This is a genomic window from Dechloromonas aromatica RCB, assembly GCF_000012425.1.
Map to the genome: position 1 here is coordinate 3345551 of NC_007298.1, position 23570 is coordinate 3369120.

The window sequence follows — 23570 nt, forward strand, 5'->3', positions numbered from 1 at the left end:
CATCGAGAAAGCGTCCACACCCCGATTGGTACCAAATTCCAGCGCCAATCGAAGACTTTGTGATACATATCGGCAATCGTATACGTCATTACCATCGCGAAACCATGAGTAAACATGAAACCCCCGCCGTCTTCGGCACCGAAGATATCCTGCGCAGCCTGTGTAATTCAGTGACCAAGGTCCTGACCATCGCCACCCAGAGCAACATTCACTATTCCGGCATGGTCCAGCGCATTACCAAAACCTGCCTGAAGCCGGACATCGGCTGTTTCGTGCTGTTCGACGGCGGATTCTCAGGACTTGTCGTGATCAACTTTTCGGCCCAGGCTGCGATGGAACTCTACGAGAGCTACATGCTGCACATGGGCATGGCCAAGAATGAACTGGCCAGTTCCCACACGGCAGATGAAGTCAGCAATGTGATGGGCGAACTGATGAACCAGATCGTCGGCGACTTCACCGGCACGGTGGCACGTGAATTACAGACCCATATCACGCAGAACCAGCCGAAGATGCTGGTCATCAACAAGCAGGTGATGCTCAGTGTCGATACCAATCTCGACCAGCCCGAAGCCCGCCGCGTCACCTTCTTCACCGGCCGCAACAACATTTTCTATCTCGAACTGGCCATCGACCGGACCGAATTCATCAAGCTGAATGATTTCGAGGCTCGCGAGGCACCGGATCCGGATGAACTGATTGCCCAAGTCAATGCGGCGGCCGCCCCGGTTTCGCAGCCAACGACCTCTGACGAACACGACGATCTGCTCAAGTCGCTGGGCATGTAACACGGCAACCGCCGGAATTCATCCGGCTCCCCGCTGAAAGTGCATGGTGGCTGCCTCGGGGCAGCCGCTTCAGTGGTGTAAACGGGAATTCAGGTCATCGACCACCTCAGCCCAATCGGCATCTCCCAGCACTTCCTCGCGCAGGAAACTGGCCTGGCTCGGTGACCAGAACGAGGCATCAGCCAACAGCATCGCTGCAGGCAGAGGATGGTGGCGTTCGATGAAATGCTCCACCGCCGGCATCTCGGCGGGCAAGCCAAGTTGCTCGAACAGGTCAGGAAGGCTGTGGTAATGGAAATCCATGATTGCTCTCCGTTCAGAATGCCGACAAGCTAGGGCCTGCCTGAAAAGATAGAGTCCCGACAGACCGGACAGTTCCCCCCCAAAGCGCCTCAGAGTCAAAAGAATCATGGAAATACTGATCGACATCATCCTCAAGGCCGGCCGCTCGGCGGTCGAGCTTTCACTGTTTGTGCTGCTGCCGGTGATGGTCGTCATGCTGTCATTGATGCGGCTGCTCGAAGCGCGCGGGGCGCTGGATCGGCTCGTTGCGCTGCTCGCCCCCCTGCTGCGCCCGTTCGGACTGACCGGCCTCGGCGTGTTCGCGGCCCTGCAGATCAATTTCGTCAGCTTCGCCGCGCCGATGGCTACGCTGACCATGATGGACCAGCGTGGCACCTCAGATCGCCACCTCGCCGCCACGCTGGCCATGGTCTTTGCCATGGCTCAGGCCAATGCCGCTTTTCCGATGCTGACCATGGGCCTGCAGTTCGGCCCGCTACTAATCTTTTCGCTACTCGGCGGCCTGGCGGCAGCCGCGGCCACCTACTACCTGTTCGGCCGCCATCTGTCGGCCGACGAAGCTCAACTCGACGAAACCCTGCACCACCCGGTCGCCGAGAGTGCCAAGGGCGTACTCGACGTGATCAACCGAGCGGGTGCCGAGGCCTTCAAGATCGCCGTCGGCGCCATCCCGATGCTGGTGCTGTCACTGGTCGCCGTCACCGCCCTCAAGCGCTTCGGCGCCATTGACCTGATCACCCAATGGCTGACGCCTTTACTGGCGCTGGCCGGCATCGACCCGATCCTGATCCTGCCCGCCCTGACCAAATATCTGGCCGGCGGCACGGCGATGATGGGGGTGATGGATGACATGCGCCGGGCCGGCCAGGTCAGTGTCGAATTGCTCAACGCCAGCGCCGGCTTCCTGATTTCGCCCTTCGACCTGCCCGGTGTTGCCGTGCTGATCTCCGCCGGCCGGCGGGTCGCTGCCGTCTGGAAACCAGCCGCCATTGGTGCCTGTGTCGGCATTGCCCTGCGCACGCTCGGGCACGCGCTGCTCGCCTGAAACGCCAAGTCGATACTTTTTATAAACAATCCATAGACGTTTTGCCATCTATTAAAGACCTGCGCTAAGCAATAGACTTCAGGTCTCTTCTCTGGAGCTTTGCCCCCATGTTGTCCGCACTCACCCAACTGCTCATCTATCAACTGGCTGGCGAGGTTATCGCCCGCGGCCTGGCCCTGCCGGTTCCCGGCCCGGTGCTCGGCATGCTCTTCCTGTTCGTCGCGCTGATGCTCCGCGGCGGCCCGGAACGCGAATTGCAGACAACCAGCCAGAACCTGCTGCAACACCTCTCCTTGCTGTTCGTGCCCGCCGGCACCGGCATCATGGTCCATCTGCACAGGGTGGCCGACGAATGGCTGCCGCTCGTGCTGTCGTTGCTGATCAGCACACTGGCCACACTGGTCGTCACCGCACTGGTCATGAAGCTCTGCCAGCGCGCGCCGGCTGCCACGGGAGAAGCGCAATGACGCCGGACATCGCCCAGATCTGGATCTATCTTTCAGCCTCGCCACTGCTCGGGCTGACCATCACGCTACTCGCCTACCAGGGCGCCTTCTGGATCTACCAGCGCACGGGCAACAACCCGCTGGCCAACCCCGTGCTGATCGCGGTGCTGGCTCTGGTCCTGTTCCTGACCCTGACCGGAACCAGCTACGAAACCTATTTCGCCGGGGCGCAGTTCGTACACTTCCTGCTCGGCCCCGCCACCGTGGCACTGGCCATCCCGCTCTACACGCAATTCAAGCGAGTGCGCTCGATGCTTCTGCCGGTCATTGCCGGCCTCTTCGCCGGTAGCCTGACCGCCATCATCTCGGCCGTGATGGTGGCCCGCCTGCTCGGTGCCAGCATCTCGACGCAACTCTCCCTCGCCCCCAAGTCGGTCACCACACCGATCGCCATGGGCATTGCCGAGCGGATCGGCGGCATCCCATCGCTGACAGCCGTGCTGGTCATTGTCACCGGCATCCTCGGCGCGGTTGGCGCACGCTATGTCTTCGATGCCATCAAGGTACGCGACCCGGCCATCCGCGGCTTCGCCATCGGCATCGCTTCGCATGGCATCGGGACGGCCCGGGCTTTTCAGGTCAATGAGCAGAGCGGCGCCTTTGCCGCGCTGGCCATGGGCATGAATGCGGTTGTCACGGCAATCTGCCTGCCCATCTTATTGCCGCTGCTGCGCTAAGCTCGTTGCCCCGCCACCTCGGCCAACGGCATAAATCCCCCCAAATCCGGGTTGATTTGTGCCAATACCCAATGCACTTAGGGTAAGTACCAATGGCCGAGCGCACGCCTACCACCAAGAATTGGCTCATGTTCCCGCTCCTCCCCAATGCCGCCCCCCGCCAGAATTGGTTATGGCTTGCACCGTATGTTGCGATTGGCATTTTCGCCATGGCCATGCTGATCCTGACCGGGCTGCTGCAATGGCGTGAACTGGACACGGCTCGCTCCGCGCTGGAAGGCGACATGCACTGGGCGGAACGGACCATCGAAAACCGCCTGCACGCCCATCAGGATCTGCTCAGCGAGCTTGGCCGCGAACAGGAATTCAAGCAACTGACCTATGAATCGTTCCAGGTCAAGGCCACGCGCTATGTGCGCGATGCCCCCGAAATCCAGGCCATCATCTGGGTCGATACCGATGGCAAAGTGGAATGGGTCGCCCCCAATGAATCGACGGCCACCTTCGTCGGCGAACAACTCAGCGGCGTCCGCCTGGCTGCCCTGCAGGAAGCCCTGCGCGTACGGCGTACGGTCGTCTCGCCCGACTATCGGGATGATACGCAACGCCCCACCCACGACATCATCCTGCCAGTCCAGCGGGGTAGTGCCGACATCGGCGCCTTCATTGCCCTGCAATCCCTGGAGACCCTGCTCCGCGCCACGCTGCCCACCGTCTTCACAGCCCGCTACAGCCTGACCGTGCTCGATGCAGCCAACCGGGAGGTGCTCAGCAACTCGTCGGTCAAACCCACCGACCGCCAGCTTTCAGGCACCATCAGCCTCGAACTGCCGAACAATCGCCTCGGCCTGAATATCGTGGCCTATCGGGTCGGCGGTGCCTGGCTCCCCTTCGTCCCGGCCGGCCTGATCATCATCCTGACCGTGATCGCCACGATCACCCTGATCAAGTTGCGCCAGCACGCCAGACACCGGGCTGCAACGGAAGAAGAGTTGCGCGCCGCCTACGCCTTCCGGCAAGCCATGTCCGAATCGCTGATCACCGGCCTGCGCGCCATCGACCTCGAAGGTCGGATCACCTTCGTCAACGCCGCCTTCTGCCGGATGACCGGCTTCGACGAAAGCGAACTGGTCGGCATCAAGCCACCCTATCCCTACTGGCCGCCGGAAGAGTTCAACCGCCTGCAGCACAACATCGACACTGCGCTGGCCGGGAAGGCTCCGGCCAGCGGCTTCGAGATGCGTATCATGCGCAAGAACGGTGATCGTTTCGACGTCCGCCTCTACTTCTCGCCGCTGATCGGCACCGATGGCCAGCAGATGGGCTGGATGGCCTCGATGAACGACATTACCGAGCCCAAGCGAGTCCGCGTCGAACTCGAACGGGCCCATGAACGTTTCGTCACCGTGATCGACGGCCTCGACTCGGCGGTCCACGTCGCCGATGTGCAAACCGGTGAAATTCTCTTTGCCAACCGGGCTTTCCAGAATATTTTCGGCTTCGATACCGTTGGCCGCAATTCGGCCCAGGTCACTGCCCCCTGCCGCCCCAATCCGGAATGGTTGGCCCGCGACCCGCTACAGATCAGCGCCGAGGAATTGCCTTGCGAACTGTTCGATGGCGAAATCCAGCACACCCTGTCCGGCCACTGGTACCACCTGCACGAACGCGCCATCCGCTGGGTTGACGGCCGCACCGTGCGCGTCCAGATCGGCGCCGACATCACCGACAAGAAGCACATCGAGGAAGTCAATCTGCAACAGCAAAAGCGCCTCGAACAGACCTCGCGCCTGATCACCATGGGCGAAATGGCTTCATCGCTGGCCCACGAACTGAACCAGCCGCTGTCAGCCATCGCCAATTATTGCGCCGGCTGCGTCAAACGCATGCAGGCCGGCAACTACCGGCTGGATGACCTGCTGGCTGCCATGCAGAAGGCCTCCAGTCAGGCCGAGCGGGCCGGCAAGATCATCCGCCGGATGCGTGACATGGTTAAAAAAGGCGATCCGAACCGGCAACCAATCGCCCTCGAAGAACTGGTCGACGAAGCCCGCGCCTTCGCCGACATCGAGGCTCAGCGCACCGGCACACAGATCATCGTCGACCTCCCGGAGAACTTGCCGCGGATTGTCGTCGACCGCATCATGATCGAGCAGGTGCTGCTCAATCTGGTCAAGAACGGCATTGAGGCCATGAGCGATGTGCCGTTCGAACGCCGCCAGCTGTCCCTGCAGGCCAAGGTGGTCGACGAACGAATGCTGGAAATCTCAGTAACCGACCAGGGACACGGACTTGCCGAGGAAGACATTGAAAAGATTTTTGCCCCCTTCTACACCACCAAGCCGGAAGGCATGGGCATCGGCCTGGCCATCTGCCGTTCTATTATCGAATTCCATCAGGGGCGGCTGTGGGTCGAACCACGACGAGAAGGCGGCACCGTGTTCCATTTCACCGTACCAATCGAGGAAACTGTCGAGGTGACCCATGAGTAATCCGACGCAAACCATTTTTGTCGTCGACGACGACGAGGCCATGCGCGACTCGATGACCTGGCTACTCGAAGGCGAAGGCTATCGCGTCGCCTGCTTCGACTCGGCAGAGAACTTCCTGAAAGCCCGGCGCGATGATATGCGCGGTTGCCTGGTGCTTGATGTCCGGATGCCGGAGATGAGCGGCCTGGAATTACAGGAAAAGCTGGACGCCCTTGGCTCGCAGCTCCCGGTCATCTTCGTCACTGGCCACGGCGATGTGCCGATGGCCGTTTCAGCCCTGCAACGGGGCGCCTGCGATTTCATCGAAAAGCCGTTCCACAACGAAGACCTGCTGTCACGCATCCAGCGTGCACTTGAACTGGACAATCAGCTATCAGCCCGCCGCCAGCGCGATGGCGTCATTTCGCATCGACTGGATCAGCTCACTCAACGCGAGCGAGAGGTCATGCAACTGGTCGTCGCCGGCAAGCTGAACAAACAGATCGCCGACGAGCTGAACATCAGCATGAAAACCGTCGAAGCGCATCGGGCCAGAGTCATGGAAAAAATGGGCGTCCGAACCCTGGCCGAACTGGTCAAGGCGGTCATGATGGTGAATTGAATCCAAAGCCGCGCCGGCCGGCGCGGCTCAGATCGGGATGATGTCGTCGCCGCCAACCCCGATGTCGCCCAGATAGTGCGTCTGCTGGCGCACCTCCTTGCGGCGTAGCAACTTTTCCTGCACCTTGGCCGGCAGGTCGGTGAACATGATCACCTCCCGGTTGATCAGCAGTTCGATCAGATCTTCGATGGCCCGAACGAAATTGCGGTCGAGCTGATCCAGTTCGCTCTGCCGCCAGCGGTCATGCAGAAACTGCAGAACTTCCGGATGATCGGCCGGCAGCGCCTCCTGATTTTCGCCAACGGACATCGAATGCAGCTCGCTGATCCGCCCGTTGCCATCCCTCGTCACATAAAGCATGCCGGCTCCTCTTTCTGTCGTTCCAGGCAGTCTGCATCAGCCCACCTGGCTTGGCAATTGGACCTCCGTCCAGTCGCGGCTCAGTAGTTCTTCACCGGCCCCTTGGGCGGCATTTTTGGCGTGCCGAAATAGGTGGCTGCCGGCGCCTTGTAGCCTGCCGCCTTGCCCTTGTCATCGTAGATGATCTGCGCTGATTGTTCCTGCGGCTTCTTGCGGCTGGCCGTGATTTCCATGGTCGCCGCCCGGGATGGGGACTGGCGATCCAGTTCGGCCCGGACGATACGCATGCGCTCGACGGAAATCCGCTTGTCGACCGCGGCGGTATCCATGCCCCGCTTGACGAGCGTCTCGCGAATATTGAGCAAACTCTCCAGATCCTTCGAGGTCCGCAGCGAACGGGTCGGCTCGCCCCACTTCTCCTTCGGCTGGCTGACCGCAATATTGAACTCGTCCGGGTTGCTGACCATGCGGGCGATTTCCAGGCGGTTGTGCCGCATTGCCCAATCCAGGGCACCATCCCCCCACTCGTTCTTCGGAGTCCGGTCAGCCCCCTTCTCGATCAGTTTGCGCGCCAGTTGCTGATGCCCTTCATAGACAGCCATCATCAGCACGCTGGAACCGTTGGTGCTTTGAGCATCAATATCCGCTCCCTGCTCGATCAGGTAATCCGCCACCTCGGCATGCCCGGCAAACACGGCGTAATGCAGTGCCGACCACTGGCGCTTCGGGGCATTGATTCTTGCCCCCCGTTCCAGCAGCCATTTCACCGCCTCCAGATTGCCGCGCCACGCGGCCAGGGCAATGGCCGTTTCGCCATTGGCATTCAGCTTGTTGATATCGGCCCCGCGCGAAATAAACAGGCGCATCAGGTCAATCTTGCCCTCCCAGGCGCCGATCATCAGACCGGATCCAACCCGACTACCCATGAAATCCGGCGACATTCCGGCATCAAGCCATGCCTCGGCCTGGCGCACGTCACCAAGTTCCATACTGTTGGTGAAGGCTACCGGATCAGGCAATCTCGCCCTATCCTCTGAAAATACCGGGGTCGTTGCTGTTAGCAACAGTCCCATCCCGATTATCATGGCAAGCCGTCGTCTTGCAGTTAGTCTCATTGCGTTTCCATTGCCACAGGCCAGCCCTCATTTTCTCATGACACGGACCGATTACCGGCTTTTTGCGGCGCTGGCGCTGTCCGTCACGCTGCATTTGTTGCCACTTTTGCCATATTTCATCACCCATCCAGCCCAGCCCGAAAGTGCCCGACCGCTGCAAGCGGAACTTCGCAATCCACCGCCAGCTGATCAGCCATCGCCTCCATTGAAGCTGCCCGAGCCGCCCAAGCCCGCCGAGAATGCAAAGCCACGCCCGCAGAAGCCGGCGCCGGCAGCCCCCCCAAAAACACTGAGCCAGGCGGTTCGCGAACACCTGAAGAGACTGGATGCGGCCGGGCAGTTTTATCCGGCCGAAGCCATTGCCCGCGGTCTGGAAGGCGATGTCCAGGTTTTGCTGGTCCTGGACGAATCAGGCAAGGTTGTCGCCGCCCGCGTCGAGCAAAGCAGCGGCCACGCCTTGCTTGACGATGCCGCGCTCAAGGCCGTCCGCTCCCTGAGCAGCATTCCCGCCGACAGCCCCCGCGACACTTTATTGTGGTTACGCTTCCGTCTCAAACAATAATCAATTTGCTATTTTGTTATTTTTGGCGTTATCATGAACGGATAAAATAACCATAGTTTTATTGGGGGAATAATCATGGGACTCTCCAGCGCTCGTGTATCGACTCGAATATATCTGCTCATCGGGCTCACCTTGCTTGGTCTGCTGACACTCTGTTTAACCTCTCTCTATCAGCTCAAGGGCAGCATGATGGAGGATCGTAAGATGAAGCTGCGCAACCTCGTCGAGGTCGCTGTCGGCGTGGTCGACCAGCAGCACAAGCTGGCCATTGATGGCAAGCTGAGCGACGAAGAGGCAAAGAAATCCGCTCGCGACATCCTCCGCGGCTTACGCTTCAACAAGGAGGAGTACTTCTTCGGTATTGAGACCAACGGGGTTTATGTCCTGCATGGCGCCAATCCGGCAGCCGAAGGTCAGAACAAGATCGACCTCAAGGACACCAACGGCAAACTGATTATCAAGGAACTGATCGGCGCTGCCCAGTCTGGTGGCGGCTTTGTCGATTACTGGTTTCCCCGGGCCGGTCAACAAAAGTCCGAGCCGAAGCTTTCCTATGCCGCACTTTTCACGCCTTGGGGCTGGGCAATCGGCACAGGCATCTATATTGATGATATCGACCGCGAATACAAGGAAGGGGCCATGCTGCTCGGCGGCATCTCGGCCGCCCTGCTCGTGCTCCTCAGCCTGATCGGCTGGCAAATCAGCGTCAGCATCCTGCGTCAATTGGGCGGAGAACCGCAGGCAGCGACCGAGATCATGCAGCGGGTTGCCGGTGGCGACCTTACTGCACGCCTCGACAACGCCCCCGCCGGCAGCCTGCTCCATGCACTTGGCACCATGGTCGGCTCGCTGCGGCAAATGGTCACTGCCATCAACGTCGATGCCAACAAACTGGTGGCCAATGCCGACCACATCGCGCGCGCCTCTGACGAGGTCGCCAAGGCGGCCGAGCATCAGGCTGACTCTACCTCGGCCATGGCTGCCGCCATCGAAGAACTGACGGTCAGTTCCAACCACATTTCCGACAGTGCCCGTGAAACAGCCCGCGAAACCTCAGAGGCCGCAGAACTGGCAGGACGCGGCACTGAGCGAGTCAATCAGGCGAGTATGGCCATCCAGAAAATTGCCGACACGGTCACCGATGCATCTGGCCGCATTCACGCCCTGGAAGAACGTGCCAATCAGGTATCGACCATCGCCAGCGTCATCAAGGATATTGCCGGGCAAACCAATCTGCTCGCGCTCAATGCCGCCATTGAAGCAGCACGCGCTGGCGAACAGGGCCGAGGCTTCGCTGTCGTGGCCGATGAAGTTCGCAAGCTGGCTGAACGCACCTCCTCGGCGACCCTGGAAATCGAGCAGATGATCAGCGGCATCCAGCAAGACACGGTTGGCGCGGTTGAAGCCATGAACGCGGCCCTGCCTGAGGTACAGGAAGGCGTTGCACTCGCAACATCGGCATCCGAGTCACTGCAGGCGATTGAGGACGGCTCGCGGCGGACCCTGGAGCGTGTTGGGGAGGTTGCCGACGCCACCAAGGAGCAAAGCACGGCCAGCACTTCCATTGCTCAACGCGTCGAACAAATTGCCAACATGGTCGAGGAAACCACGGCGACCATTCGCGGCACAGCGGAGTCGGCACACGAACTCGAAGACATTGCCGGCAATCTGAAAGAACTGATCAGCCAGTTCAAGACCTGAAACCAGGGGCGGCCGGCGAGGCAACATTCAGACCGCGCCGGCTGCTCTCAATTCGGCAATCCGCTCAGGCCGATACCCTAGATTGGCCAGCAACTCATCGGTGTGCGCGCCGAGTTCGGGGCCGAGCCATTGGGTTGCGCCCGGCGTTTCAGATAATTTTGGCACGATGCCGGGGACGCAGAATTCCTTGCCATCCGGCAACTTTGCTGCTTCGAACATTTGACGGGCAATGAATTGCGGATCGGCAAACATGTCGACCACCGAATACACACGTGATGACGGGACTTCTGCTGCAGCCAGTATCGCCAGCACATCAGCCTCATCGTGTTCGGCACACCAGCGGTCGATCAGGGCATAGATTTCGTCGCGTCGCGCATCGCGGCCGGTGTTATCGGCCAAAGTCGGATCATTGGCCAGGTCCGAGCGACCAATGGCGAGCATGAAACGCTTGAAGATTGCATCGCCATTGGCGCCAATGGTCACATGTTTGCCATCCCGGGTGGTATGCGTACTCGACGGCGTGATGCCGGGCATGATGTTGCCGGTGCGTTCGCGGACGAATCCGAAAACATCGAACTCCGGCACCATCGACTCCATCATCGCGAACACCGCCTCGTAGAGCGCGACATCGACCACCTGACCGGCCCCGCCATTGACCTCCTTGTGACGCAGCGCCATCAGCGCACCAATCGCTCCCCACAGCGCGGCAATCGAATCACCGATGGAAATGCCGGTGCGTACCGGCGGCCGGTCGGGAAAGCCCGTGATGTAGCGCAAACCACCCATCGACTCGCCGACTGCGCCAAAGCCAGGCTGATCCTTGTATGGCCCGGTCTGACCGAAGCCGGACAAGCGAACCATGACCAGCCCGGGATTATCTGCCTTCAAGGTCTCCCAGCCCAAGCCAAGCTTTTCCAGGACGCCAGGGCGAAAGTTTTCAACCAGGATATCCGCCTCGGCAATCAGCTTGCGGACAAATTCACGGCCCTCCGGATGCTTCAGGTTGGCCGTCACCGATTTCTTGTTGCGAGCCTGGACATACCACCACAGGGAGGTGCCTTCATAAAGCTTGCGCCACTTGCGCAGCGGGTCGCCACCGTCGGGCGACTCCACCTTGATCACCTCGGCCCCAAACTCGGCCATGATGCGCGTACAGAACGGCCCGGCAATCAACGTACCTAGCTCGATTACCTTGAGTCCGGACAGCGGTCGTTGCACTTCGCTCATTTCAGGGCTCCCAGTGTTCAACGTGAAGGTTCGCCCCCCACAGACGCTCAACCGTGGCACTCACCGCGGCCGGCGCGCCGCTCGTCGCTACCGTCAGCCGACCATGTCCGCCACCGAGCAGATGACTGGCCGCCAGCAGTCGTTCCAGCTGGCGGGCCACCGGCTCGCCGGTATCGAGCAAGCTTGTCCCGACCGGCATGCGCCGGGCAATCGCCCCAGCGACCCACGGGTAATGGGTGCAACCGAGCACCACGACATCAGCGTCCGCCGCAGCCAGGGGCGTCACAAAAGCATCAAGCAAGGCCGCTACCTGTGGGCTATCCGGCCCCTGTGCCTCAATCGCCTCGGCCAGCCCAGGGCAAGCCTGGGCGATCACGCGCAGATGATTGGCATGATTGCCAACCAGCCGCTGAAAGCGCTCGCTCGCCAAAGTCCGTGTCGTCGCCAGCACGCCAATGACACCACTCCTGGTCAGCGCCACCGCCGGCTTAACCCCCGGCTCCAGCGCCACCACCGGTAAATCAATCGCCGCGCGAATCGCCTCCGCGGCAGCCGCTGTCGCCGTGTTGCAGGCAATGACTAGGGCTTTTGCCCCTTGCTTGGCCAGCGCCTTGGCAATCAAGACCCCACGCTCGCGAAGAAACACCTCCGGCCGGTCGCCATAAGGCAAAAACCGGGTATCGGCAAAATAGAAAAAGTCTTCCTGCGGCAATCGATCGCGCAAAGCGCGCAATACCGTCAGGCCGCCGAGGCCGGAGTCGAAAACGGCGATGGGCTGGTTGTTCAGAAGGATTCCCCGGGGCGCAGGCATCGTTGCCGGGCGCTCGTGCTCAATCCCTGGCCGGTGGCTGGAATACGCTGCGCAACTGGTAGAGATAGCCGCCCGTTGCCACCAAGCCGACGACAACGCCGAGCACGTATTTCAGGGTCGAAGCGACGATGGATTCCGGCACGAACAGAATCCACCAGGCAGCAACCAGCACGCCCAACAAGAAGCCGCGCACCAACACCCATTTGCGAACTTCCTTTTTCCGCTTCAACAACTCGTGGGCGGTCAAAGCGGCGGGTTCCAAATCTGCACTCATCGTAAAACACCGGAAAATGGGGGAATGGCGCAAATTCTAACGCAAAAAAAAACCGCCTTGCGATGGCTCGTTGGGCCCGCCGTAGTGCGTGCATCAAAGGCATCCGATCATCGTTACCGAAGGCATCGAGTAGCGATGCATTGGTGCGAGCGCCAAAACGCAACACGAGCCAGCATCATTTGGCAATCGGCCACCCCGCCTTCAGCATCCGGTCATAAAGCACCACGTTGACCGTCGCCGCCAGATTCATGCAGCCATGGGTCGGTATGTAAACGATGTCCTTGCACCATGAGGTGACGTTCTTTTTCAGGCTGCCGTCTTCCGGGCCAAAGATGTAGAAAGCGCGTTCGGGGTGCTGGTATTCGGTGAGCGGCTTGGCATCCGGGTGGACTTCGATGGCGACCGGGACGCAGCCAAAGGGGATGACTTGCTGCAGGTCTTCCACACCAATCAGCGGCAATTGCAAATGAACCTGCTTGGTATCGGTGCGAAACTCGACGGCGCGCTCGTAGCGTTTGCCGGTGTAGAACACCGTATTGACACCATAGCAGCCAGCGGCGCGCATGATGGAGCCGACGTTTTCCGGGCCTTTGGGGTTGTAGAGGCCGATGCAGGAGTAGCCGGTGTAGCTCTGGACGGCCTGTTTTCTAGTGATTGTTTCGATGCTCATCGTTGGCCTTATTCGGGCTGGCGGAATTCGTCGTCTATCCAGGCGTTGGCGCTGGCAGCGCTGAGCTTGAAGTTCGGCCCGACGCGGACGCTGGCCAGTTGTTCACCGTCGACATCTTTGGCGGAGAGCGTGGCGTAGGGGTCGTCCTCGTCGGGAACGATGTCGAGACTGATCAACACTGGTCCGTTTTCCCGGTCGACCGTGAGTTTCTTGTGGAGCATCGCGTGCAGCTGATGTTCGTGGCGACGCAGGACTTCGGAAGCGGTCTTGATCAGGGTCTGGAAAGCCGAAACATCAAGCGGCTTGGGGCTTTTCTTGTCGCGCCCCATGGTCCATGGGCCGACCAAGGCCGGCTCGGACTCGCCGTCCTTGATCATTTCGACGGCCCAGCCTTCGTCCTCTTCGTTCTTGATGACGCGGGCAGTCCAGCCGTTGCTGCGCCACAATCGTGGCTCGTTGATGTCAGCGGATTCTTCGGGCTCTATGGCCTCATTCATTACATTGGATGTCATGCCCGAATTGTACTGCCCGCCGAGGGGCAGCCGCTTGCCGAAGCGTTGGATTACGGCGTAGCGGCGGCCCGGCTCGCTTCGATTTCAAGATGACACGGGGACAGCAGTAGATGGACCAGATTTTCCGGATCAGCCGAATGGAAGCGTTCGACAAATGTGGCAAGCCGGGCATCGTTCGCCTCGGCCAGCGCGGCGATCAGCAGCCGTGCCGCTTCACGCGGATTCGTCCCGCCGGGCACGTAGCCGGGCCAGTCCTTGTAGTGTGTCAGCAGCTCGGCCTTGTGGTCCTGATAAAGCGCGGAATTCTGTACAAACTCGAGTTCGGCCTGCTTGGCAGCAATCTCGGCGTCGATCTCGGCGTCGGTATTCTGGTAATGGGCCTTCTCGGCCTCGGTCCAGTGCGGTTTTTCACCATGCTTTTCGCGCAGGGTGGCGAAGGTGCTGTCCAGTGCGATCTGCGAATGCGTCGAGGCATCACGGAAAACATGGACCATGTCCTTGCCATGCCCTTCCTTGCCAACATAGCGCATGCCGGCGGTGACCCGTCGGGGATTGAAGCGGAACTGGCGGGCACAGGCCGCACGGAGGAGTTCAAAGAGTTCTTCAATTTTTGCTGGGCTCACAGGGCTATCCTTTCATTCGCGCCTGACGGCGACGACTGCATGGCCAATTGGCTGAGCACAGCATACGCCTCCCTCTGACTTTGCGTGCCCAAAAAAGACAGAAGCCCCCAGGCGGGGGCTTCATTCAGGTGAAATCTCCCGGCGAGATTACATGCGGGCAATCATCGCATCGCCGAATTCGGAGCAGGACAACTCGTTGGCGCCTTCCATCTGGCGGGCGAAGTCGTAGGTCACCTGCTTGTCGCCAATCGCCGCTTCCATGGCCTTGAGCACCAGATTGGCGGCGTCGCCCCAGCCGAGGTGGCGCAGCATCATTTCGGCCGAGAGGATCAAGGAACCCGGATTGACCTTGTCCAGGCCGGCGTACTTCGGCGCCGTGCCGTGGGTGGCCTCGAAGCAGGCGTACCGGTCGGAGATGTTGGCCCCTGGCGCGATACCGATGCCACCGACCTGGGCCGCCAGCGCATCGGAGATGTAGTCGCCGTTCAGGTTGGTAGTAGCGATCACGTCGTACTCGGCCGGACGCAGCAGGATCTGTTGCAGGAAGGCATCGGCAATGGAATCCTTGATGATGATCTCACGACCGTTCTTCGGGTTCTTGATCCTGCACCACGGGCCACCGTCGATCAGTTCGGCCCCGAATTCATCCTGAGCCAGCTTGTAGCAGGCATCACGGAACAGCCCTTCCGTGAACTTCATGATATTGCCCTTGTGCACGATGGTCACCGACTTGCGATCATTGTCGATGGCGTATTTGATCGCAGCACGGACCAGGCGCGACGTTCCTTCGATGGAAATCGGCTTGATGCCAATACCGGAAGTCTCCGGAAACCGGATTTTCTTGACGCCCATTTCCTCCTGCAGGAACTTGACGACTTTCTTGACGCCTTCAGAGCCACAGGCCCATTCGATACCAGCGTAGATGTCTTCGGTATTCTCGCGGAAGATGACCATATTGGTCAGTTCCGGGTGCTTCAGCGGGGATGGCACGCCCTTGAAATACCGCACCGGCCGGACGCACTGGTAGAGATCCAGTTCCTGGCGCAGCGCCACGTTCAGGGAACGGATGCCGCCACCAACCGGCGTCGTCATCGGCCCCTTGATGGAGACGGAGTATTCCTTCAGGGCATCGAAGGTTTCCTTGGGCAGCCATTCGTCCGAACCGTACAGGCGGGTAGACTTTTCGCCGGCATAGACTTCCATCCAGTGGATTTTCTTCTTGCCGCCATAGGCCTTCTCAACTGCCGCATCGATGACCTTGATCATGACCGGCGTGATGTCGATGCCGATGCCATCGCCTTCGATGAACGGGATGATCGGGTTATCCGGAATCGCCTGACCCGGAACGATTTTCGAACCACCTTGCGGAACCTTGATGTGAGAAGTCATATCCACTCCATGCTTTGTTATCGGACGAGCGCTTTCGCCTCGGACACCCCTCGACGGGAACACCTGGCCCGATGCTTCCTTGGGCCGGCAGCATTTTTGATTATGCGGCAAAACGCTGGCTGATGTCAGCCATGCTCGACCCGCCAAAGAAAACGGCCCGGCAAACCCCTCGGGGTCTGCCGGGCCGCAAGTCTCAGCCGGAGCTTAGATGCGGGCAGCCTTCAGCGCAGCGTTCAGCGTCGGGCTCGGACGCATGACGGCCTTGCACTTTTCCGCATCGGCCTTGTAATAGCCACCGATATCGACCGGCCGGCCCTGCACCGACTTCATTTCGGCAACGATCTGGCCTTCGTTGTCGGACAGCGCCTTGGCCAGCTTGGCAAAATGGGCAGCCAGTTCGGCGTCCTCCTTCTGCGCAGCCAGTTCCTGCGCCCAGTACATGGCGAGGTAGAACTGCGAGCCGCGGTTGTCCAGCTCACCGGTCTTCGGCGATGGCGACTTGTTGTTGTCAAGCAGCTTGCCGGTCGCAGCGTCCAGCGTCTTGGCCAGCAGAACGGCACGCTTGTTGCCATCCTTGATGCCCTGCTCTTCGAGTGAGACGGCCAGGGCCAGGAACTCGCCGAGCGAATCCCAGCGCAGGTGGTTTTCCTGGGTCAGCTGCTGGACGTGCTTCGGGGCCGAGCCGCCGGCACCGGTTTCGTACATGCCGCCGCCGTTCATCAGCGGAACGATGGACAGCATCTTGGCCGAGGTACCCAGTTCCATGATCGGGAAGAGGTCGGTCAGGTAGTCGCGCAGGATGTTGCCGGTCACCGAGATGGTGTCCAGACCGCGGGCGACGCGTTCCAGCGTGAAGCGCATGGCACGGACCTGCGACATGATCTGGATGTCGAGACCGCTGGTGTCGTGATCCTTGAGGTACTTCTGAACCTTCTTGATCAGTTCGTTCTCGTGCGGACGGTAGGCATCCAGCCAGAAAATGGCCGGCATGCCGGACTGGCGGGCACGGGTAACGGCCAGCTTGACCCAGTCGCGGATCGGCGCGTCCTTGACCTGGCACATGCGCCAGATGTCGCCAGCTTCGACGTTCTGCGTCAGCAGCACTTCGCCGGTGGCGTTGTCGACGATGTTGGCGATGCCGTCTTCGGCGATTTCGAAGGTCTTGTCATGCGAACCGTATTCCTCGGCCTGCTGGGCCATCAGGCCGACGTTCGGCACGGTGCCCATGGTCCGCGGATCGAAGTTGCCGTGCCATTTGACGAAGTTGATCATCTCCTGGTAAATGCGGGCAAAGGTCGATTCCGGCATGACACACTTGCTGTCGTACTGCTTGCCGTCAGCACCCCACATCTTGCCGCCCTGACGGATCATGGCCGGCATGGAGGCGTCGACGATGATGTCGTTCGGCGAGTGGAAGTTGGTGATGCCCTTGGCCGAATCGACCATCGCCAGACGCGGACGGTGTTCCTGACAGGCGTGCAGGTCGCGGATGATTTCATCGCGCTTGGATTCCGGCAGGTTCTTGATCTTGTCGTACAGATCGACCATGCCGTTATTGACGTTGATGCCGAGCTCATCGAAAGTCTTGGCGTGCTTCTCGAAGGCTTCCTTGTAATAGATCTTGACGCAGTGGCCGAAAACGATCGGGTGCGAGACCTTCATCATCGTCGCCTTGACGTGCAGCGAGAACAGGATGCCGGCTTCACGACAGTCTTCCAGCTGGGCTTCGTAGAAATCGCACAAGGCCTTCTTGCTCATGAACATCGAGTCGATGATCTCGCCTTCGAGCAGCGAGAGCTTCGGCTTCAGCACAGTGGTCTTGCCGCCCTTGGCGATCAGTTCCATGCGCACTTCGCGCGGCTTGTCGAGGGTCATCGACTTTTCACCGTGGTAGAAGTCGCCGTGTTCCATGTGGGAAACGTGGGTCTGCGACCATTGCTTCCATTCACCCATGGAGTGCGGACGCTTCTTGGCGTAATTCTTGACGGCGCCCGGGGCGCGGCGATCGGAGTTGCCTTCGCGCAGGACCGGGTTGACGGCGGAACCGAGGCACTTGCCAAAGCGGGCCTTGAGGGCCTTGTCTTCGTCGGTATTGGCCGTTTCCGGGTAATCGGGAATCTTGTAGCCCTTTTCCTGCAGCTCCTTGACGCAAGCCTTGAGCTGGGCAACGGAAGCAGAGATGTTCGGCAGCTTGATGATATTGGTTTCCGGCAGCAGGCACTTTTTGCCCAGTTCGCCCAGCGTATTGGGAACCTTCTGCTCGTCAGTCAGAAACTCGGAGAATTCGGAGAGGACACGGGCGGACACAGAAATGTCGGCCTTTTCGATCTCGATGCCGGCCGGACCGGTAAAGGTGCGGATGATCGGCAAAAATGCGCAAGTCGCCAGCAGCGGCGCCTCGTCAGTCAGTGTGTAAATGATTTTCGACTTTCCACCAGCCATGAATATCCCCTTGCGTTGGATTGAATTTTTGGAGCTGAGGGTCACGCTCAGCCCTTTGTGAACCGGTTTGCTGAAGCAAAACATTGAGAGTATCGGCCCCCATTGCATCTCAGTCAACGAAATGCCTTTTCACATTGCGATTTCGCTGAAAATTCATGGACATCGACGCTATTCGCTGGTGCTAATATTTACCGCTGAACCCAGGCTTTTTCGACCATGAAAATATCCGTCGGCCTCTACGGCACCAACGCGCACCAGATCGCCCTGGCCATGATCCAGGGCTTCAACAAGCACTACACCCTGTTCCGCCAGACCAGCCGCGAGGCCAAGACACGGTTCGAGCAGGCTGACTGGCTGGGTGTGCACAAGGCCGTCAAGGAGCGCATCCGCTTCTACGATGATCGCGTCGACGAATGCGTCGAGCGCCTGCGCAACCAATTCGATGCCGCCTCGATCGACGACACGACGTGGCAGCAGGTCAAGCTGCTCTACATCGGGCTGCTGCTCAATCACAAGCAGCCGGAGTTGGCCGAAACCTTCTTCAACTCGGTGACGACCAAAATCCTGCACCGCAATTATTTCCACAACGATTTCATCTTCGTCCGACCAAGCATTTCCACGGAAAACATAGAGGGCGACGACACCCAGACCTACCGCAGTTACTACGCCAAGGAGGATGGCTTGCGTGGCACGGTCCTCAAGATCGTCAAGGACTTCGACTGGCATCGGCCATTTGTCGATCTTGAGCACGACGTCGAGCATGTTTATCACGCTGTTCGTCACTTCTTGAACGGCATGCCACCCCGCGAGGTGAATTTCCAGATACAGGTACTCGGCTCAGCCTTCTACCGCAACAAGGCCGCCTACATCATCGGCAAGGCAATCAACGGAGCGACCGAATATCCCTTCACCATTCCGGTGCTGCAAAACGAGGCCGGACAGCTCTACCTCGACACCATCCTGCTCGATGCCTGGCGGATCGGCCTGCTCTTCTCGCTGTCGCGGGCCTATTTCATGGTCGACATGGAAGTACCTTCCGGTTATGTGCAGTTCCTGCGCTCCATCCTGCCCGCCAAGCCACGCTCCGAGCTGTACATCATGCTCGGCCTCGGCAAGCAGGGCAAAACCATGTTCTTCCGCGACCTCATCTATCATCTCCACCACTCGGAAGACAAATTCATCATGGCCCCCGGCATCCGCGGACTGGTCATGCTGGTCTTCACGCTGCCCTCCTATCCCTACGTCTTCAAGCTGATCAAGGATGTCTTCGGCAGCTCCAAGGAGATGGACCGCGCCACGGTCAAGAAGAAGTTCATGATGGTCAAACAGGTCGACCGCGTCGGGCGGATGGCCGACACGCTGGAATTCTCCAACGTGATGTTCCCGTTGAAGCGCTTCAACGACGAGGTGCTGGCCGAACTGCAACAACTGGCCCCCTCCTGCTTCGAAGTCGATGGCGACCAGCTGATCATCAAGCACCTGTACATCGAGCGCCGCATGGAACCGCTTAACATCCACCTCGACCGGATGGAGCGCGCCAACAATGTCGAAAGGCTGGAGCACGTGATCCGCGAATACGGCAGCGCCATCCGCGAAATGGCCCAGGCCAACATCTTCCCGGGCGACATGCTGTGGAAGAACTTCGGCGTCACCCGCTTCGGCCGGGTCGTTTTCTACGACTACGACGAAATCGAATACATGACCGACATCAAATTCCGCCAGATCCCGCCAGCGCCGGACTTTGAAACGGAAATGTCCGGCGAGGTCTGGTATGCGGTGTCCAGAAACGACGTTTTCCCGGAAGAATTCGCGACCTTCCTGCTCACTTCGCCGCAGGTCCGCAAGATTTTCATTAAGTACCACAAGGATTTGTTGAGCCCCAGGTTCTGGCTAGAGGCGCAGGAGAAAATCCGCAGCGGCTACGTCGAAGACTTTTTCCCCTACCCGCAAGAACTGCGCTTCATCAATCGCCAGACAGACCTGACGGAGGAGCAATAGTTAAAGAATTGCTGAATGAGCGGTCAGAAATCCTGACTACTCACGTCATAACAAATCACTTATCTTTCGCGCAACAGCATTAATACAACAATGACCGATACCCAGGGTATCGGCACCAATACGCCAAATATTCAAATTAGTACCTCTAGGAGAACTTCAATGCCGCTGACCCTGGCGGTTGCTCGCGAAAGTACGGATGGCGAAAGCCGCACCGCCCTCTCGCCCGAGACAGCCAAGAAATTTGCCGCCCTCGGCGCCCGACTACGCATGGAACAAAGTTCGGGCATCCAGAGCCACTTTCTCGATTCGGATTACACCGACATCGACTTCCTGCCAGGCCCCAGTGAAGCCTACGCCCAAGCCGACCTGATCCTGCGCGTGACTCCGCCGAGCCTGGGCGAGATTGCCGCCCTGCCCGAAGGCTCGGTGCTGATCGGTCTGCTCAAGCCCTTCGAGTCCAAGGAACGCCTGGCCGCCCTGAACGCGAAGAAGATCACCGCCTTCTCGCTCGAACTGCTGCCGCGCATCTCGCGCGCCCAGAGCATGGATGCCCTGTCCAGCCAGGGCGCCTGCGCCGGCTACCAGTGCGGCCTGATTGCCGCCGCCCGCTGCACCAAGTTTTTCCCCATGCTGACCACCGCCGCCGGCACCATCCGTCCGGCCCGCGTGTTGATCATCGGAGCTGGCGTCGCCGGCCTGCAAGCCATCGCCACCTGCAAACGTTTGGGTGCCATGGTCGAAGCCTACGACGTCCGGGCCGCTGCCAAGGAGCAGATCGAATCCCTCGGCGCCAAGTTCGTCGACACCGGCGTCTCCGCCGATGGCACCGGCGGTTACGCCCGCGAACTCACCTTGGATGAGAAAGCCGCGCAGGTCGAGAAGCTGACCAAAGTGATTGCCATGGCCGATGTCGTGATCACCACCGCCGCCATCCCCGGCAAAAAAGCCCCGGTCATCATCACCCGCGAGATGGTCGGTCGCATGAAATACGGCGCCATCATCGTCGACATGGCCGCCGAATCCGGCGGCAACTGCGAACTCACCCAGCCGGGCGAACACGTCATCGCCAACGACGTGAACATCCACGGCCCCCTGAATCTTCCCTCGCGCATGCCCACCCACGCCTCCGAACTCTACGCCAAGAACCTCTACAACTTCCTGTCGCCGTGGATCAAGGACGGCAGTCTCCAGTTCGACTGGAGCGACGAAGTACTGGCCGGCACCGTGCTGTGCCGCGATGGCGCCACCGTGCATCCGGTGGTCAAACAAGTGATGGGTGAACCCACGGGAGGAAATGCGTAATGGACGGTCTGCTCGCCCTCTACATCTTCATGCTCGCCGCCTTCACCGGCTACGAGATCATCGCCAAGGTGCCGGTCATCCTGCACACCCCGCTGATGTCCGGCTCCAACTTCATTCATGGCGTGGTCGTCGTCGGCGCCATGATTGCGCTGGGCAATGCCGATACCGTCGTCGAACAGGCCATCGGCTTCTTCGCCGTCGCCCTCGGGGCGGCCAATGCCGCCGGCGGTTATGTCGTGACCGAACGCATGCTCGCCATGTTCAAGAAGAAGGAAGCATGATGAGTCTGCCCCTCTACGTTCAAGGCGCCTGGTTCCTCGGCGCCGCCCTGTTCATCTTCGGCCTCAAGGGCATGAGTTCCCCGGCCTCCGCCCGCAAGGGTATCGTTATCGCCGGTTACGGCATGCTGATCGCCATTGCCGGCACCTTCCTCGTTCCGGGATTAAAGAACATCGGCCTGATGATCCTCGCCCTCGGTCTCGGTGGCGCCGCCGCCTGGATCTCCGGCCAGAAGGTCAAGATGACCGACATGCCGCAGATGGTTGCCATCTACAACGGCATGGGCGGCGGTGCCGCCGCGGCGATTGCCGCCATCGAGTTCGCCCGCGGCGATACGCACAGCACCATCACGACCATCCTCGCCGTGATCGGCGCGCTGATCGGTGCGGTCTCCTTCACCGGCTCTTGTGTCGCCTGGGCGAAACTGCAAGGCGTGCTGAAGAAAGCCATCCGCCTGCCAGCCCAGAATGCGGTCAATGTCATCCTCGCCCTCAACGCCGTCGGCCTGGGGATCGCCATGGTGGTGATGGCCCCGGCCCAGCCGGAACTGATCTACTTCTTCTTCGCCATCTCGCTGATCCTCGGCCTGATCGTCACCCTGCCGATCGGCGGGGCCGACATGCCGGTCGTGATCTCGCTGTTCAATGCCTTCACCGGCCTGGCGGTGGGCTTTGAAGGCTACGTGCTGGGGAACCCGGCACTGATCATCGCCGGCATCGTGGTTGGTGCCGCTGGTACGCTGCTGACGCAGCTAATGGCCAAGGCGATGAACCGGCCGATCTCGAACATTCTCTTCACGCCGATGGTGGCGGCTTCGAGTGGTGAAGCGATCAGCGGCACGATGAAGGAACTGAGTGCGCTTGATGCGGCGGCGATGATGCGTTACGCCAGCAAGGTCATCATCGTGCCGGGCTACGGCATGGCCGTGGCCCATGCCCAGCACAAGGTCTGGGAAATGACCGAGATGCTCGAGGAAGTCGGGGTCGAGGTGAAGTTCGCCATCCACCCGGTGGCCGGGCGAATGCCGGGCCACATGAACGTGTTGCTGGCCGAGGCCGGGGTGCCGTACGACAAGATCTTCGACCTCGAGGAAATCAACGGCGAGTTCGGTCAGGCCGATGTGGCGCTGATCATCGGAGCGAACGATGTGGTGAATCCAAGCGCCCGCACCGACAAGTCCAGCCCGATCTACGGCATGCCGATCCTCAATGCCGACATGGCGCAGAACGTGATAGTGATCAAGCGCGGCAAGGGCACCGGTTACTCCGGCGTGGAGAACGCGCTGTTCTTCACCGACAACTGCCGCATGCTCTATGGCGATGCACAACCCATGGCCGGCGAGATCATTCAGAACCTGAAGACGATGGGGTGAGCAACTTCTTTAGCTATACCAAAAATATCAGAAACCTTACAATCGCTCGTTATTGCATTTCAGGATCTCACCAATGAAAAGAATCGACGACCTGCTGATCTGGCTTACCGCAGCAACATGCCTCCTGTTGTGGGTCTGGTCAGCGGTCAGCGGACCGATCTCGGCACACTTCTTCCTGCTGCTTGCCGGGCTTGTCATTGCCTCGATCCTGTTTTCATTTCGTGAGCGGAAACGCTGGAAAGCGCACCAGCAGAATCACGTTAATGAACTAAATGACGTGATGTCCGAATACCATGTGCTTTCCAACGAGGCTATGGCCCATGCCGAATTGCAGTTCACCTCGTTGGAAAAGGACATGCAGGAAGCGCAGGAAGTTATTCGCGCGTCGGTCAACAAGATCTCCGGCAGCCTGACCGGTCTTGAATCGCAGTCATCCGATCAGCGCCAGGTACTGCGTTCGCTGATCGATCAGATGCTGCAAATGACCGACTCGGATCACAGCCAGGCCAATTCGCAGGTCA

General features: G+C 59.9%; 23 protein-coding genes. 12 read left to right on the forward strand and 11 right to left on the reverse strand.

Features of this window, described 5'->3' with window-relative positions:
- Positions 1-104 precede the first annotated feature (104 nt).
- On the forward strand, positions 105-788 hold the full coding sequence (locus tag DARO_RS15875) for a DUF3334 family protein (protein ID WP_041224454.1): 684 nt from the start codon (positions 105-107) through the stop codon (positions 786-788).
- Between the two features lie 69 nt (positions 789-857).
- Here the strand turns inward: DARO_RS15875 and DARO_RS15880 are convergent, their stop codons facing one another.
- The gene (locus tag DARO_RS15880; protein WP_011288831.1) at positions 858-1091 is read right to left on the reverse strand and encodes a DUF2789 domain-containing protein; all 234 of its coding nucleotides are present in this window, start codon (positions 1089-1091) and stop codon (positions 858-860) included.
- 106 nt (positions 1092-1197) lie between these two features.
- Between DARO_RS15880 and DARO_RS15885 the strand changes: the two genes are divergently transcribed.
- From DARO_RS15885 to DARO_RS15905, 5 genes are all read left to right on the forward strand, one after another.
- Positions 1198-2136, forward strand: coding sequence for a nucleoside recognition domain-containing protein (locus DARO_RS15885; RefSeq protein ID WP_011288832.1), 939 nt, complete (start codon positions 1198-1200; stop codon positions 2134-2136).
- Positions 2137-2243: 107 nt separating this feature from the next.
- A complete protein-coding gene (locus DARO_RS15890; protein ID WP_011288833.1) occupies positions 2244-2603 on the forward strand; it encodes a CidA/LrgA family protein in 360 nt (119 codons plus the stop codon).
- Positions 2600-3319, forward strand: coding sequence for an LrgB family protein (locus tag DARO_RS15895; protein ID WP_011288834.1), 720 nt, complete (start codon positions 2600-2602; stop codon positions 3317-3319). Before DARO_RS15890 ends, DARO_RS15895 begins: the two co-directional genes overlap by 4 nt.
- Positions 3320-3528: 209 nt before the next feature.
- Entirely contained in the window at positions 3529-5811 is a 2283-nt protein-coding gene (locus DARO_RS15900; RefSeq protein ID WP_497462987.1) for a PAS domain S-box protein, read from the forward strand.
- The gene (locus tag DARO_RS15905) at positions 5804-6412 is read left to right on the forward strand and encodes a response regulator transcription factor (RefSeq protein ID WP_011288836.1); all 609 of its coding nucleotides are present in this window, start codon (positions 5804-5806) and stop codon (positions 6410-6412) included. Before DARO_RS15900 ends, DARO_RS15905 begins: the two co-directional genes overlap by 8 nt.
- Positions 6413-6439: 27 nt before the next feature.
- On the opposite strand, the gene DARO_RS15910 is transcribed toward DARO_RS15905, so the two are convergent.
- Both DARO_RS15910 and DARO_RS21885 read right to left on the reverse strand, forming a co-directional pair.
- Entirely contained in the window at positions 6440-6772 is a 333-nt protein-coding gene (locus DARO_RS15910; RefSeq protein ID WP_011288837.1) for a hypothetical protein, read from the reverse strand.
- Between the two features lie 80 nt (positions 6773-6852).
- On the reverse strand, positions 6853-7791 hold the full coding sequence (locus tag DARO_RS21885) for an ankyrin repeat domain-containing protein (protein ID WP_198134057.1): 939 nt from the start codon (positions 7789-7791) through the stop codon (positions 6853-6855).
- Between the two features lie 133 nt (positions 7792-7924).
- Here DARO_RS21885 and DARO_RS23160 point away from each other — a divergent pair, with 133 nt between their 5' ends.
- Entirely contained in the window at positions 7925-8449 is a 525-nt protein-coding gene (locus DARO_RS23160; RefSeq protein ID WP_011288839.1) for an energy transducer TonB, read from the forward strand.
- 75 nt (positions 8450-8524) lie between these two features.
- Positions 8525-10150, forward strand: a complete 1626-nt coding sequence (locus tag DARO_RS15925; protein WP_011288840.1) for a methyl-accepting chemotaxis protein — start codon at positions 8525-8527, stop codon at positions 10148-10150.
- 27 nt (positions 10151-10177) lie between these two features.
- On the opposite strand, the gene DARO_RS15930 is transcribed toward DARO_RS15925, so the two are convergent.
- The 8 genes from DARO_RS15930 to DARO_RS15965 form a co-directional block, all read right to left on the reverse strand.
- Positions 10178-11377: a CaiB/BaiF CoA transferase family protein gene (locus DARO_RS15930; protein ID WP_011288841.1), complete on the reverse strand. Its 1200-nt coding sequence runs from the start codon at positions 11375-11377 to the stop codon at positions 10178-10180.
- 1 nt (position 11378) lies between these two features.
- Positions 11379-12188 carry a glutamate racemase gene (murI, locus tag DARO_RS15935; RefSeq protein ID WP_011288842.1) on the reverse strand — a complete coding sequence of 270 codons (810 nt, stop codon included), beginning with the start codon at positions 12186-12188 and terminating at the stop codon, positions 11379-11381.
- A gap of 19 nt (positions 12189-12207) precedes the next feature.
- Positions 12208-12462, reverse strand: a complete 255-nt coding sequence (locus tag DARO_RS15940; protein ID WP_011288843.1) for a hypothetical protein — start codon at positions 12460-12462, stop codon at positions 12208-12210.
- Positions 12463-12637: 175 nt separating this feature from the next.
- On the reverse strand, positions 12638-13132 hold the full coding sequence (locus DARO_RS15945) for an RNA methyltransferase (RefSeq protein WP_011288844.1): 495 nt from the start codon (positions 13130-13132) through the stop codon (positions 12638-12640).
- An 8-nt stretch (positions 13133-13140) separates the two neighbouring features.
- Entirely contained in the window at positions 13141-13644 is a 504-nt protein-coding gene (locus DARO_RS15950; protein ID WP_011288845.1) for a hypothetical protein, read from the reverse strand.
- A 50-nt stretch (positions 13645-13694) separates the two neighbouring features.
- Positions 13695-14267 carry a hypothetical protein gene (locus DARO_RS15955; RefSeq protein WP_011288846.1) on the reverse strand — a complete coding sequence of 191 codons (573 nt, stop codon included), beginning with the start codon at positions 14265-14267 and terminating at the stop codon, positions 13695-13697.
- Positions 14268-14414: 147 nt separating this feature from the next.
- Positions 14415-15656: an NADP-dependent isocitrate dehydrogenase gene (gene icd, locus DARO_RS15960; RefSeq protein WP_011288847.1), complete on the reverse strand. Its 1242-nt coding sequence runs from the start codon at positions 15654-15656 to the stop codon at positions 14415-14417.
- A gap of 204 nt (positions 15657-15860) precedes the next feature.
- Positions 15861-18098, reverse strand: a complete 2238-nt coding sequence (locus DARO_RS15965; protein ID WP_011288848.1) for an NADP-dependent isocitrate dehydrogenase — start codon at positions 18096-18098, stop codon at positions 15861-15863.
- A gap of 216 nt (positions 18099-18314) precedes the next feature.
- Here DARO_RS15965 and aceK point away from each other — a divergent pair, with 216 nt between their 5' ends.
- The 4 genes from aceK (at position 18315) to DARO_RS15985 (ending at position 23049) form a co-directional block, all read left to right on the forward strand.
- Positions 18315-20096, forward strand: coding sequence for a bifunctional isocitrate dehydrogenase kinase/phosphatase (aceK, locus tag DARO_RS15970; protein ID WP_011288849.1), 1782 nt, complete (start codon positions 18315-18317; stop codon positions 20094-20096).
- Positions 20097-20255: 159 nt separating this feature from the next.
- A complete protein-coding gene (locus tag DARO_RS15975; RefSeq protein WP_011288850.1) occupies positions 20256-21398 on the forward strand; it encodes an NAD(P) transhydrogenase subunit alpha in 1143 nt (380 codons plus the stop codon).
- A complete protein-coding gene (locus DARO_RS15980; RefSeq protein WP_011287256.1) occupies positions 21398-21679 on the forward strand; it encodes an NAD(P) transhydrogenase subunit alpha part 2 in 282 nt (93 codons plus the stop codon). The genes DARO_RS15975 and DARO_RS15980 overlap by 1 nt, the downstream gene beginning before the upstream one ends.
- Positions 21679-23049 (forward strand): NAD(P)(+) transhydrogenase (Re/Si-specific) subunit beta, encoded by a 1371-nt coding sequence (locus tag DARO_RS15985; RefSeq protein ID WP_011287257.1) that lies wholly within the window; start codon positions 21679-21681, stop codon positions 23047-23049. Before DARO_RS15980 ends, DARO_RS15985 begins: the two co-directional genes overlap by 1 nt.
- Positions 23050-23570: the final 521 nt, after the last annotated feature.